This is a genomic window from Streptomyces cacaoi, from assembly GCF_006539165.1.
GTDB lineage: Bacteria > Actinomycetota > Actinomycetes > Streptomycetales > Streptomycetaceae > Streptomyces > Streptomyces cacaoi.
Map to the genome: position 1 here is coordinate 253,605 of NZ_BJMM01000004.1, position 13,434 is coordinate 267,038.

9 protein-coding genes are annotated in these 13,434 nt (G+C 72.9%); 7 read left to right on the forward strand and 2 right to left on the reverse strand.

Annotated features, from left to right (window positions below; genetic code table 11):
* Nucleotides 1–64: 64 nt before the first annotated feature.
* Nucleotides 65–952 (forward strand): LysR family transcriptional regulator, encoded by an 888-nt coding sequence (locus tag SCA03_RS06600; RefSeq protein ID WP_030874736.1) that lies wholly within the window; start codon nucleotides 65–67, stop codon nucleotides 950–952.
* 170 nt (nucleotides 953–1,122) lie between these two features.
* On the opposite strand, the gene SCA03_RS06605 is transcribed toward SCA03_RS06600, so the two are convergent.
* A complete protein-coding gene (locus SCA03_RS06605; protein ID WP_030874734.1) occupies nucleotides 1,123–1,437 on the reverse strand; it encodes a WhiB family transcriptional regulator in 315 nt (104 codons plus the stop codon).
* A 413-nt stretch (nucleotides 1,438–1,850) separates the two neighbouring features.
* Between SCA03_RS06605 and SCA03_RS06610 the strand changes: the two genes are divergently transcribed.
* The 4 genes from SCA03_RS06610 (at nucleotide 1,851) to SCA03_RS06625 (ending at nucleotide 6,572) form a co-directional block, all read left to right on the forward strand.
* Nucleotides 1,851–2,462 (forward strand): response regulator transcription factor, encoded by a 612-nt coding sequence (locus SCA03_RS06610; RefSeq protein ID WP_003948568.1) that lies wholly within the window; start codon nucleotides 1,851–1,853, stop codon nucleotides 2,460–2,462.
* Nucleotides 2,463–2,970: 508 nt separating this feature from the next.
* A complete protein-coding gene (locus SCA03_RS06615; protein WP_280526395.1) occupies nucleotides 2,971–3,597 on the forward strand; it encodes a sigma-70 family RNA polymerase sigma factor in 627 nt (208 codons plus the stop codon).
* Between the two features lie 123 nt (nucleotides 3,598–3,720).
* Entirely contained in the window at nucleotides 3,721–5,226 is a 1,506-nt protein-coding gene (gene guaB / locus SCA03_RS06620; protein ID WP_030874730.1) for an IMP dehydrogenase, read from the forward strand.
* Nucleotides 5,227–5,456: 230 nt separating this feature from the next.
* Nucleotides 5,457–6,572 carry a GuaB3 family IMP dehydrogenase-related protein gene (locus SCA03_RS06625; protein WP_030874728.1) on the forward strand — a complete coding sequence of 372 codons (1,116 nt, stop codon included), beginning with the start codon at nucleotides 5,457–5,459 and terminating at the stop codon, nucleotides 6,570–6,572.
* Nucleotides 6,573–6,795: 223 nt separating this feature from the next.
* Here the strand turns inward: SCA03_RS06625 and SCA03_RS06630 are convergent, their stop codons facing one another.
* Nucleotides 6,796–8,058, reverse strand: a complete 1,263-nt coding sequence (locus SCA03_RS06630; protein ID WP_030874726.1) for a nucleotide sugar dehydrogenase — start codon at nucleotides 8,056–8,058, stop codon at nucleotides 6,796–6,798.
* A 355-nt stretch (nucleotides 8,059–8,413) separates the two neighbouring features.
* Between SCA03_RS06630 and SCA03_RS06635 the strand changes: the two genes are divergently transcribed.
* Both SCA03_RS06635 and SCA03_RS06640 read left to right on the forward strand, forming a co-directional pair.
* Nucleotides 8,414–10,120 carry a glycerol-3-phosphate dehydrogenase/oxidase gene (locus tag SCA03_RS06635; RefSeq protein WP_030874724.1) on the forward strand — a complete coding sequence of 569 codons (1,707 nt, stop codon included), beginning with the start codon at nucleotides 8,414–8,416 and terminating at the stop codon, nucleotides 10,118–10,120.
* 246 nt (nucleotides 10,121–10,366) lie between these two features.
* Nucleotides 10,367–12,736: a serine/threonine-protein kinase gene (locus SCA03_RS06640; protein WP_086816812.1), complete on the forward strand. Its 2,370-nt coding sequence runs from the start codon at nucleotides 10,367–10,369 to the stop codon at nucleotides 12,734–12,736.
* Nucleotides 12,737–13,434 lie beyond the last annotated feature (698 nt).

The window sequence follows — 13,434 nt, forward strand, 5'->3', positions numbered from 1 at the left end:
CGATGCCCTCCAAGGCGGACCCGAATTTTCCGGTTGTCGCCCAAGGCGCGCTTATGCTCGAAGGGTGATCGAACCCCGTCATCTCCGCGTCCTGCGCACGGTCGCCGCCACCGGCTCGTTCTCGGCAGCGGCACGCGAACTGGGCTGCACCCAGCCCGCGGTCAGCCAGCAGATGAAGGCGCTGGAGCAGTCGGCCGGCACCCCCGTTCTGGTCCGGGCCGGGCGGGAGATGCGGCTGACCGAGGCGGGCGAGGCCCTGGTGCGGCACGCCGCGGGCATCCTCGCGGGGCTGACCGCCGCCGAGGAGGAGGTCGCGGCGCTGGCCGGGCTGCGCGCCGGACGGGTGCGGCTGGTCTCCTTCCCCAGCGGCAGCTCCACGCTGGTGCCCACCGCGGTCGCGGCCATGCGCGCCGACCACCCCGGCACCCGGGTCTCCCTCGTCGAGGCCGAACCCCCGCGCTCGGTCGACATGCTGCGCGCCGGCGACTGCGAGATCGCGCTGGCCTTCCGCTACGACGCGGCCCCCGAGTGGGACGACCTGGTGGTGCGCCCGCTGCTCACCGACCGGCTGGTCGGCCTCGTCCCGGAGGGCCACGCCTTCGCCGACGCCACGGAGGTCGGGATCGGCACCCTCGCCGAGGAGCCCTGGATCGCGGGCTGCCCGCGCTGCCGGCGGCACCTGGTCGAGGTGTGCGAGGAGGCGGGCTTCACCCCGCGCATCGACTTCGCCACCGACGACTACCCGGCGGTCGTCGGCCTCGTCGGCGCGGGGCTGGGCGTCGCCGTGCTGCCCGAGCTGGCCGTGGAGTCGGTCCGCACCAAGGGCGCCCGCGCGGTGCGGGTCACCCCGGCCGTGCAGCGCGAGGTGGTGGCGCTCACGCTCCCGGACCTCGACCAGGTGCCGGCGGTCGGCGCCATGCTGGACCGGCTCGCGGCCGCCGCCCGGCGCTGACCCGGCACGGACGCACGGGCCCCGGGCTGCACGGGCTCCCGGGCCGCACGGGCTTCGCGTACTCCCGGGCCCCGGGCCGCACGGCCTTCCGGGCCTCGGGCCTTCGCTCGTCACCCGCCAGGAGCGTCGCCCGTCGCACGTCCGCAGCGTCGCCCGTCGCCCGTCGCCCGTCAGTCCTCGCCGGAGCCCGGCGCCGAGACGAGCCGGTTGCGTGCGCGGCCGAGCAGCTCCTCCCGCTCGTCCTCGGTCAGCCCGCCCCACACGCCGTAGGGCTCGCGCACCTGGAGCGCGTGTGCGGCGCACTCGGCGCGCACGGGGCAGCGCATGCACACCTCCTTCGCCGAGGTCTCCCGGGCGCTGCGCGCTGCTCCGCGCTCCCCCTCGGGGTGGAAGAAGAGCGAGCTGTCCACGCCCCGGCAGGCGGCCAGCAGTTGCCAGTCCCACAGGTCGGCGTTGGGTCCAGGAAGGCGGGAGAAGTCTGCCATCGCGTCTCTCCTCGTTCTGCGGTTCTGCGGGTCGCTGCGGGTCCGCCGTGATCTCAAGGGCTCTGACGAGCCGCTCGTGCGTAAATATGACTCTTTGGGAATCTAGCCAGTGATCCCACAAAACGGAAGGAATGGATCCAAATAGGGCACTTCGGGATGGATGCCAATGGGGTGGTCACCTCGCCGTCCATGGCTCGGGATGGTGCTGATCTGTGCTCGCTTGCTCACGTAGAGTGCTGACGACGACCCCGGGGAGCCGTAACTCTTTCGGGTGACCGTCGTTGAGACAGCGAAAGCGGTTGGCGGCCAATTCGCAGGGGCACAGGTGTCCGAGCCGGTCAACCGCGCAGGTGATGAATCCGACGAGCAGCCTGGAGGCTCAAGGTGATGCGCATCAGCAGCGGAGGGCGGCCATGACATCCGTCCTCGTATGCGACGACTCCCCGCTTGCCCGAGAGGCGCTGCGCCGCGCGGTTGCGACCGTGCCCGGTGTCGAGCGCGTGACGACGGCGGCCAACGGCGAGGAAGTCCTCCGCCGCTGGGGCGCCGACCGTTCCGACCTGATCCTGATGGATGTGCGGATGCCGGGGCTGGGAGGGGTGGAGACCGTCCGCCGGCTGCTCTCCGCCGACCCCGGGGCGCGCATCATCATGCTCACGGTGGCCGAGGACCTCGACGGCGTCGCACTGGCCGTCGCGGCCGGAGCACGCGGCTATCTGCACAAGGACGCGTCCCGCGCCGAGCTGCGCGCGACCGTCACCCAGGCCCTGGCCGACCCGACCTGGCGGCTCGCCCCGCGCAGGCTCCGGTCCGCCGAGATGGGCGCGGCGCCCACGCTCACCGCGCGGGAGATCCAGGTGCTCGAAGGCATGAGCCACGGGCGCTCCAACGCCGAGATCGGCCGTGAGCTCTTCCTCTCCGAGGACACGGTCAAGACCCATGCCCGCCGGCTGTTCAAGAAGCTCGGCGCCTCGGACCGCGCACACGCGGTCGCGCTGGGCTTCCGCTGGGGGCTGGTGCGCTGACGGGCGGACGGCCGGCGGCCGCGGTGGGCCACGCGGCAGCCGGCGCCGACCGTCCCTCTGCCCGCCGGGCCCCGCCCGGCCTGCCCCGTATCTCCGTCTCCCACTTCTCCCGGCGTCCCCGGCGTCCCTCGCGTCCCGGCATCTCTCGCCGTCCGCCGCCGTCCGCCGCCGTTTCCCGACGTCCCCCGATGCCTCCTGACGACTGCCGACGACTCCCGACGTCCCCCGGCGGCGCCCGGCCCGGCCGCCGGATCCGTCACGACTCGACCGCCCTCCCCGACCGCCGCGAGCGGGCGCGCGGGACGACGAGGAGGGCCCAGCACCCCGGGGGGAGCCGGAAATCCGGCGCGTGCCGCATCCTTGAAACATGGAGTTCCTCGGGGAACGGTCGGCCAGGCGTGAGGGGAGGGCTCGCAACATGAAGGTGGGAACGCCCGCCCATAACGCTTCGGGCCACATCCGTACGGGCGGTGCGGCGGACCGCGCGGGGTCCGTGCACCATGGACCGATGCGCGACGACGAGAACGGGCCACCGCCCGCGGCCGGTTCCGGCCAGGGCGAGGCGTCCGGTGTGGCCGCGGAGGTCAGCGAGCTCGTCCGGCGCGCCGTCGAGGGGGACCGGCAGGCCACTCACGACCTCCTCGCGCACGTGCACCCGCTGGCGGTGCGCTACTGCCGCACCCGGCTGACCCGACTGCCCGGTGACGCGCGCCACTTCGTCGACGACCTCGCCCAGGAGGTCTGCATCGCCGTGCTGTGCGCCCTGCCGCGCTACCGGGACACCGGCAAGCCCTTCGAGGCGTTCGTCGTGGCCATCGCCCAGCACAAGGTCGCCGATCTCCAGCGGGCCGCCATGCGCGGCCCCGGCAGCACCGCCGTCCCCTCGGACGAGATGCCCGAGCGGCCCGACGACTCGCTGGGGCCCGAGGAGCGCGCGCTGCTCAGCAGCGACGCCGAGTGGGCCAAGAAGCTGCTGGCGAACCTGCCGGAGCACCAGCGTGAGCTGGTCCTGCTGCGGGTCGCCGTCGGGCTCACCGCCGAGGAGACCGGCCAGATGCTGGGAATGTCGCCCGGTGCCGTCCGCGTTGCGCAGCACAGAGCGCTGAGCAGGCTGCGTGCGCTGGCCGAGCAGTAGCCGGCCGTGGCCGGGAGGTTTTCCACAGGCCGTCCGGCCACCCTCGCGGGGCCGATAGCATGGAGCGTGCGGCTGGACAAGCAGCGGTAACCCGCCGAGCGGGGGAGATCCGGGAAAGGTGTCATGACTGAGAACGTCGACGGAGTGCCCGCCAAATTCGCCACCATGGGGTTGACCTACGACGATGTCCTGCTGCTGCCGGGCGAATCGGACATGGCCCCGCAGGACATCGACACCGGGTCGTACATCTCGCGCAACGTGCGGGTGAACGTGCCGCTGCTCTCCGCCGCCATGGACAAGGTCACCGAGGCCCGGATGGCCATCGCGATGGCGCGCCAGGGCGGTGTGGGCGTCCTGCACCGCAATCTGTCGATAGAGGACCAGGCCAACCAGGTCGACCAGGTCAAGCGCTCCGAGTCCGGCATGGTGGCCGACCCGATCACCATCCGCCCGGACGCCACCCTGGAGGAGGCGGACGCGCTGTGCGGCAAGTTCCGCATCAGCGGTGTCCCGGTCACCGACGGCGCCGGCAAGCTGCTGGGCATCGTCACCAACCGCGACATGGCCTTCGAGCTGGACCGCAGCCGCGAGGTCCGCGAGGTCATGACGCCGATGCCGCTGGTCACCGGCCGGGTCGGCATCTCGCGTGACGACGCGATGGAGCTGCTGCGCCGCCACAAGATCGAAAAGCTTCCGCTGGTGGACGACGCCGGTGTGATCAAGGGCCTGATCACGGTCAAGGACTTCGTGAAGGCCGAGCAGTACCCGAACGCGGCGAAGGACTCCGAGGGCCGACTGCTGGTCGGCGCGGCCGTCGGCGTCGCCGGTGACGCGTACGACAGGGCCGAGGCGCTCATCGAGTCCGGCGTCGACTTCGTCGTCGTCGACACCGCGCACGGCCACTCGCGGCTCGTCGGCGACATGGTCGCCAAGATCAAGTCCAACCACGCGGGCGTGGACGTCATCGGCGGCAACATCGCCACCCGGGACGGCGCCAAGGCGCTCGTCGACTCCGGCGTCGACGGCGTGAAGGTCGGCGTGGGCCCCGGCTCCATCTGCACCACACGGGTCGTCGCGGGTATCGGCGTCCCGCAGGTCACCGCCATCTACGAGGCGTCGCTCGCCGCCCAGGAGGCCGGAGTCCCGGTCATCGGGGACGGCGGCCTCCAGTACAGCGGCGACATCGCCAAGGCACTGGTGGCCGGTGCGGACACCGTCATGCTCGGCAGCCTGCTGGCCGGCTGCGAGGAGTCCCCGGGCGAGCTGCTGTTCATCAACGGCAAGCAGTTCAAGTCGTACCGGGGCATGGGCTCGCTCGGCGCGATGCAGACCCGCGGCGGCAACAAGTCCTACTCCAAGGACCGCTACTTCCAGGAGAGCGTCAGCGGGGACGACAAGCTGATCCCCGAGGGCGTCGAGGGCCAGGTCGCCTACCGCGGCCCGGTCTCCGCCGTGGTCCATCAGCTGGTGGGCGGGCTGAAGCAGTCGATGTTCTACGTCGGCGGGCGCACCGTCCCCGAGATGAAGGCCCGCGGCCGCTTCGTCCGCATCACCTCGGCCGGCCTCAAGGAAAGCCACCCGCACGACATCCAGATGACCACTGAGGCTCCGAACTATTCCCGTAGCTGAGGTGTCGGCCGGGGGTTCGGGGGTTGTCCCCCGGGGGTGTGGGGTCAGATGACCACTGAGGCTCCGAACTATTCCCGTAGCTGAGGTGTCGGCCACTCCTGTAGCCGAGGTGTCGGAGCCGGGGTCCGGGGGTTGTCCCCGGGCCCCGGTGTCTGCGGACGATGGGGCCCGTGGGGCCGTGGGGGCGGTCGGGGATACTGGGGCGGTAACCGTAGAGAAGGGCCACATTCGTGACTGAGATCGAGATCGGGCGCGGGAAGCGCGGGCGGCAGGCGTACGCCTTCGACGACATCGCCGTGGTGCCGAGCAGGCGTACCCGCGATCCGAAGGAGGTCTCCATCGCGTGGCAGATCGACGCCTACCGCTTCGAGCTGCCGTTCCTCGCCGCGCCGATGGACTCGGTGGTCTCCCCCCGGACGGCCATCCGCATCGGTGAGATGGGCGGCCTCGGCGTCCTCAACCTGGAGGGGCTGTGGACGCGGTACGAGGATCCGGAGCCGCTGCTGGCGGAGATCGCCGAGCTGGACGAGGCCACGGCCAACCGCCGTATGCAGGAGATCTACGCCGAGCCGATCAAGGAGGAGCTGATCGGCCGGCGGATCAAGGAGGTCCGGGACTCGGGTGTGGTGACGGCCGCGGCGCTGTCGCCGCAGCGCACCGCCCAGTTCTCCAAGGCCGTGGTGGACGCGGGCGTCGATCTGTTCGTCATCCGGGGCACCACCGTCTCCGCCGAGCATGTGTCCTCGGCCGCCGAGCCGCTCAACCTGAAGCAGTTCATCTACGAGCTGGACGTTCCGGTGATCGTCGGCGGCTGTGCCACGTACACCGCCGCGCTGCATCTGATGCGGACGGGCGCGGCCGGTGTGCTGGTCGGCTTCGGCGGCGGTGCCGCGCACACGACGCGGAACGTGCTGGGCATCCAGGTGCCGATGGCGACGGCCGTCGCCGACGTGGCCGCGGCGCGGCGTGACTACATGGACGAGTCCGGCGGGCGGTACGTGCACGTCATCGCGGACGGCGGCGTCGGCTGGTCCGGGGATCTGCCGAAGGCGATCGCCTGCGGGGCGGACGCGGTCATGATGGGCTCGCCGCTGGCCCGGGCCACGGACGCGCCCGGCGGCGGCCGGCACTGGGGCATGGAGGCCGTGCACGAGGAGCTGCCGCGCGGGCGCTGTGTGGACCTCGGCGCGGTCGGCACCCTGGAGGAGGTGCTGCTCGGTCCTTCGCACACGCCGGACGGGGCGATGAACTTCTTCGGTGCGCTGCGCCGGGCGATGGCCACCACCGGGTACTCCGAGCTGAAGGAGTTCCAGCGCGTCGAGGTCACCATCGGCCCCTCGCGCTGAGCCGGCCGGGCGGTCGGGTTCTCCGGCTGCCCGGTTCACCGGGTCCACCCCGTTCTCAGGGTTCACCCGGTTCTCAGGGTTCTCGGGGTTTCCAGGGTTCTCCAGGGTTCTCCGGGTTCTCGCATACGCGGGCGCCGTGAGCGTCGGGCACCGGCCCGCTCACGGCGCCCGCGTGTGCGCCGTCCCGTTCGCCGCCGGGTCCGTCCCGTCCGGGTGCGGGGGATCAGAGGCGGTGTGCGGCGCCCGCCGGGCTCGCGCCGCGGGTGTCGAGGAGGAGCTGTGCCTTGGCCGCCAGGCCCTGGAGGTCGTAGGTGCGGTGGTTCTGGAGCAGCACCGTGAGGTCCGCACCGGCGGCGGCCTCGTACAGCCCGTCGGCCCGGGGCACGGGCCGGCCGTTCACGTGCCACCGGGGGACGTAGGGGTCGTGGTAGCTGAGCTGGGCGCCCAGCTCTTCGAGGCGGGCGGCGATCTCGCGGGCGGGGGCGCCCTCCTGGCTGGCGAGGTCGGGCTTGTAGGTGACGCCGAGCAGCAGGATGCGTGCGCCGCGGGCGGATTTGCCGTGTTCGTTGAGGAGTGCGGCGGCGCGCTGGGTCACGTAGCGCGGCATACGGGCGTTGACCTCCCGCGCGAGTTCGACGATGCGCAGCGGGTGGCCGAGTGAACGCCCGTGCTGGGTGAGGTGGTTGGGGTCGATGGGGACGCCGGGCCCGCCGACGCCGGGGCCCGGCCGGAAGGACTGGAAGCCGAACGGCTTGGTCTCCGCGCAGCGGACGACGTCCCACAGGTCGATGCCCATGTCGTGGCAGAAGACGGCCATTTCGTTCATCAGCGCGATGTTGACCTGCCGGTAGTTCGTCTCCAGCAGTTTCGCGGTCTCGGCCTCGCGCGGGCCGCGGGCGCGGACGACCTTGTCGGACAGCCGTCCGTAGAACGCCGCGGCGGCCTCGGTGCAGGCGGGGGTGAGGCCGCCGATGACCTTGGGGATGCTGCGGTAGCTGTGCTCGCGGTTGCCCGGGTCGATCCGGCTGGGCGAGCACGCGAGGTGGAAGTCGCGGCCGGCGCGCAGCCCGGAGCCCTCCTCCAGCAGGGGGCGGATGACGTCCTCCGTGCTGCCGGGGTGGACGCTCGATTCGATGATGACGGTCGTCCGCGGGCGCAGCCGGGCCGCCAGGGTGCGGACGGCGGTGTGCACGGCGGTCAGATCGACGGTGCGGTCGGCGCCGAGCCGGGTGGGCGCGCAGATCACGGCGGTGCGTACCCGGCTGAGGACGGCGGGGTCGGTGCTGGTGCGGAATCCCTTGGCGAGCATCCGGCGGACGTCGGCGGCCGTGAGCGGTCCGTCCCCCGGAGGGCGGCCGGCGGCGATACCGCTGACGGCCGCCTCGTCGGGGTCGTACCCGATGGTGCCGATTCCGCTCGCGGTGGCGGCCTGTGCGAGCGGCAGCCCCGAATGGGCGAGTGAGAGAACGGCGAGGTCTGCGGGCATGACAGCGGTCTTTCCTTCCCCTGTTGTCCCGGGCGGGCCGGGAGGAGCTGTGGAGGTCACGGACGGCGCGGAGTCGCGGACGGCACGGGATCGCGGACGGCGCGGGGCGTCGGAGCGGCACGGGGCTGTGGGTGGCACGGGAGGTCGGGCGGTACGGGCTTTTCGGGGCGGCGCCGCGGTGGTGAGCAGCGCGCTTTAAGGTTACGGGCCTATTTGACAGATATGTCGGATTAGCCGTGCAGCGCTCGCCGACGAGCGGCCAAAGTCGTGGAAATGGGGGACCATCGAGGCAGCGCCAGGGGGCACCCGGTCGACCGGGAACGCGGCGACGACGCGAGCACCATGGGAGGCAGCAGTGAGGACAGCGGCACTGGGACCGGAGCAGCGTGCGCAGGCTCTGGCGTCGATGGCCGAGACCGAACTGGATGTGCTGGTGGTCGGCGGCGGCGTGGTCGGCGCCGGTACGGCCCTGGACGCGGTGACGCGCGGGCTGGCCACCGGCATCGTCGAGGCCCGGGACTGGGCCTCGGGCACGTCCAGCCGTTCCAGCAAGCTCATCCACGGCGGTCTGCGCTATCTGGAGATGCTCGACTTCGCGCTGGTGCGCGAGGCGCTCAAGGAGCGCGGGCTGTTGCTCTCGCGCCTCGCCCCGCACCTCGTCAAGCCCGTGCCGTTTCTGTATCCGCTGCAACACCGCGCCTGGGAGCGGCTGTACGCGGGGTCCGGTGTGGCGATGTACGACGTCATGTCGGTCTCGTCCGGGCACGGGCGGGGGCTGCCCACGCACCGGCACCTCACGCGGCGTCATGCCCTGAGGGTGGCACCGGCGTTGCGGAAGGACGCGCTCGTGGGCGCTCTCCAGTACTACGACGCACAGGTGGACGACGCCCGGTTCGTCGCCACGCTGGTGCGCACGGCCGCCGAATACGGGGCGCTCGCCGCCAACCGTGCGCGGGTGGTCGGCTTTCTGCGCGAGGGCGAGCGGGTCGTCGGCGCCCGCATCGAGGATCTGGAGCAGGGCGGCGAGTTCGAGGTCCGCGCCAAGCAGGTCGTCAACGCGACCGGGGTGTGGACGGACGACACCCAGGGACTGATCGCCGAGCGGGGGCAGTTCCATGTCCGCGCGTCCAAGGGCATCCATCTCGTCGTCCCCAAGGACCGCATCAACTCCTCGACGGGGCTCATCCTGCGCACCGAGAAGAGCGTGCTGTTCGTCATCCCGTGGGGGCGGCACTGGGTGGTGGGGACGACCGACACCGACTGGGACCTGGACAAGGCGCACCCGGCGGCGTCCAGCGCCGACATCGACTATCTGCTCGACCATGTCAACGCCGTGCTCTCGGTGCCCCTCACCCGGGACGACGTCCAGGGCGTCTACGCGGGGCTGCGCCCGCTGCTGGCGGGGGAGTCGGAGGCGACGAGCAAGCTGTCGCGGGAGCACACCGTCGCCCATCCGGTGCCGGGGCTCGTGGTGATCGCGGGCGGCAAGTACACGACGTACCGGGTGATGGCCAAGGACGCCGTCGACGAGGCCGTGCACGGGCTGGACCACAACGTCGCGGACTGCGTCACCGAGGAGGTGCGGCTGGCGGGCGCCGAGGGCTACCACGCGCTGTGGAACGGCCGGGCCAGGATCGCCGAGCGGGCCGGGCTGCACGTGGCCCGGGTCGAGCATCTGCTCGGCCGCTACGGCTCGATGGCCGACGAGGTGCTCGCGCTGATCGACGAGGATCCCCGGCTGGGCGAGCCGCTGCCCGCCGCCGACGACTACCTCAGGGCCGAAATCGTCTACGCCTGCACGCACGAGGGCGCTCGCCATCTGGACGACGTGCTGACCCGGCGCACCCGGATCTCCATCGAGACCTTCGACCGCGGGACGCTCAGCGCCCGCGAGTGCGCCGAGTTGATGGCCCCGGTCCTCGGCTGGGACGCCGGCCAGGTCGACCGTGAGGTGGCCCACTACGAGAAGCGCGTCGAGGCCGAACGCGAGTCCCAGCTTCAGCCCGACGACCAGACCGCGGACGCGGCCCGGCTCGGCGCCCCGGACATCGTCCCCCTGTAGCCCGGCGGCGGTCCGCGGCGGTCCCGCAGGTCGGGGCCCCGCTGCCGACACCGCCGCCTCGTGGGTCCCCCGTAGGGCTGGTCCCGAACCGGCCCGTGCCGTCACCGGTGTTGACGGTGAGCAGCGCTGTGAGAAGTGGTGGGGCTGTGGTGTAACTGTGCTGCCCCCGTACACGTCTTGTCAGAGCGATGGTTCACAATGAAGGCTCTGCCGGGGGCGGCACGCAGAGGGGACACAAGGGGATTCATGAGCGAGGACACGGGACGGCTGGTAGGCGGGCGCTATCGGCTCGGGGAGGTCCTCGGGCGCGGTGGTATGGGCACCGTCTGGCGTGGTGAGGACGAGATCCTCGGCCGGCGCGTGGCGGTGAAGGAACTGCGGTTCCCCTCGTCGGTCGACGACGAGGAGAAGCAGCGGCTCATCACCCGGACCCTGCGCGAAGCCAAGGCGATCGCCCGGATCCGCAGCGGCAGCGCCGTCACCGTCTTCGACGTCGTCAACGAGGACAGCCGTCCCTGGATCGTGATGGAACTGGTCGAGGGCCGCTCCCTCGCCGACAAGATCAAGGAGGACGGCCCGCTCAGCCCGCAGCGCGCCGCCGAGGTGGGGCTCGCCATTCTCGATGTGCTGCGCGCGGCGCACCGCGAGGGCATCCTGCACCGCGATGTGAAGCCGTCCAACGTGCTGTTGGAGGACGGCAGCGGCCGCGTCGTGCTCACCGACTTCGGTATCGCGAAGGTCGAGGGCGACCCCTCCGTCACCTCCACCGGCATGCTCGTCGGCGCCCCCTCCTACATCTCGCCCGAGCGCGCCCGCGGCAAGCCCCCGGGCCCGCCGGCGGACCTGTGGTCGCTCGGCGGGCTGCTGTTCGCCGCCGTGGAGGGCCGCCCGCCCTACGACAAGGGCTCGGCGATCTCCACGCTGACGGCCGTGATGACCGAGCCCGTGCCCAGCCCGGCCAACGCCGCCGAGCTGAGCGAGGTCATCGCCGGACTGCTGGTGAAGGACCCGGACAAGCGGCTCGACGTGGACGGCGCCCGGCGGCTGCTCCAGCCCGTGGCGTCCGGGCTGACGAGCGCGCCCGCGCGCGGCGCCGACTCCGAGCGCACCTCGGTGCTGCCCACCCCCGTCCCGGCAGGCGGTGACGGTCCGTCCACCGGCCGGGGCGGCTCCGGCGGCGGTGCCGCTTCCGGCAACGGCCGGGGCAAGCGGCGTGCGCCGGGCAGCGGTTCGGGCGAGCGGCTGCGGGACGCCTTGAAGTCCGTACGGAACGCCGCCGGCGGCGCCGCAGCGGCCGGTTCCACGCGGGCCGCCGACGCGGGCGGCCCCGCTGCCGGTGCGTCCGGCTCCTCGCCGTCCGCCGGCGCCGGAGCGCGCTCCGGCCCGGCCGCCGGCTCCGGCCCGGCCTCGTCGCGGGGCACGCGCTCCGCGGGCGCGGCCTCCGGCGGGGCTTCCGGCCGCTCCCGTAAGGCCGGTGACGCCGCGTCCGGCGCCGCACGGGGCACGCGCGCCTCCGCGGCCGGGGTGCCGCCCGCGCCCTCGGTGCCGCCCCGTCCGACGACGCCGCCGCCCTCGGCCGCCCCGACGACCTCCGGCTCCTCCGGCTCGGGCGCGTCCGGGACTTCCGGCGCTTCCGGTGCTTCCGCTTCGGGGCCCGGCGCGGGACCCGGTGCGGGGAAGCCGCTGCCGTCCGCGTCCGGCGGCTCGCGGCCGTCCTTCCGCAAGGACGACAGCGCGAACGGCGGGCAGGGCGGGGCGTCCGGCACGTCCTCGACGGGGCTCGGCACCGGCTCCGGCAGCAGGGCGCTGCCGCCCGAGACCGGCGGCAGCGGGGCCATCACCTCGCTGCGCGATCTGCGGGAGCTGCCCGAGCTGCGGAAGGGGATTCCGCGCCGGACGATGGCGATCGGCGCGGCTGCCGTGGTCGCGGTGATCGTCCTGATCGTCGTCATCGTGGTCGCGACGAGCGCCAGCGGGGACAGCGACGACAACGGCGCCGGCCGTGGCGGCCAGGGCGGCGCGCAGGCCGAGGCGACGAGCGAGCACGGCAGCGCCCCGGAGGACGGGAAGTCCGACGACGGCTCCGCCGAGGGCGGGGAGAAGTCCGGCGGCGAGCAGGGCGACGGCAAGGACGAGCCGGCGGCCGAGCCGGGGACGCCCCCGGGGTACGCCAAGGTGTCGGACGACCGGTTCCACTTCTCCATGTCGCTGCCGAAGGGCTGGGAGCGCACCGGGATCGCCGGGCAGAACTCCGGCGGCAAGTACTCGCGGCCCGGCGGCGGGCTCCCCAAGATCCAGGTGGACTTCAACAACAAGCCGGCCGCCGACGCGGCAAAGTCCTGGCGGCAGTTGGAGCCCGCCGTCAAGGGCGCCAGCGACGGCTACCGGCCGCTGGGCATCGAGAAGAACCAGTGGCGCGGCTATCCGACCGTCGCCGACTGGCAGTTCACGCGGGACGAGAACGGCACGCGGGTGCGGGTGCTCAACCGGGGCTTCAAGGTCGACGGCGGCCGCGGCTACGCGATCATGATCACGTGCAAGGCCGACGGCTGGGACGACAAGCCCTGCACGACACTGCGCCGCGCGGCTTTCGCCTCCTTCCGCCCGGCGGACTGAGCCCTTCCGCCCGACCGCCGCGTCCTCCCCTCCGACAGGCTGCCTCCTCCCGTCCGGCGGGCCGAGTTCTCCCTTCGCCGGACCGAGCGCCGCCCGGGGGCGGGTTTCCGCGTCGGGGGGCTGAGTTCCGGCTCCGCCGGGCTGCCTTCCGGTGCGGTTCGACCGCTCTCTGTCCGGCCCGGACGGGGCGGTGCGGCCGATCCGGACGGGGCGGTGCGGCCGGGTCGGATTCCGTGTGTGTGGGCCCATGTCCCCGGGGCCGGGCTGATGTCCGCGCCGGGGCTCTCCGGGGCTTCGGCGCGTGCGTGGGGTCCCCGGGCTTCGCCGTACGGCTACGGTCCCCCCGGGCTTCGCCGTACGGCTACGGCAGTCGCCCTATGTGTGCGGCACGCGTTCCACGCGGACGGAACTCGCCGGTCGAGTACGGCACTCGCCCTACGGCTGCCGAACCTGCCCTACGAGCTTTGCCGTACGGATTGCGCCCAGCGAAGCATGCCCCTACGGATGTCGCCTGATGTGGCGTACGCGTTGTGCCTGACAGACGTCCTGCGTTCTGCGCTGCCGTCCGCGTCGGGCGCCCGGACGCCCGTTCTTCGCGGTTTCGTCGGAAGGAACCGGCGTTCCTTCACCTTTTCGGGGGGAGGATGCGGGGAAGACGCCGGGCGGGGGCGGGCGCACGCCCCAGGCCGAGGGGCGGG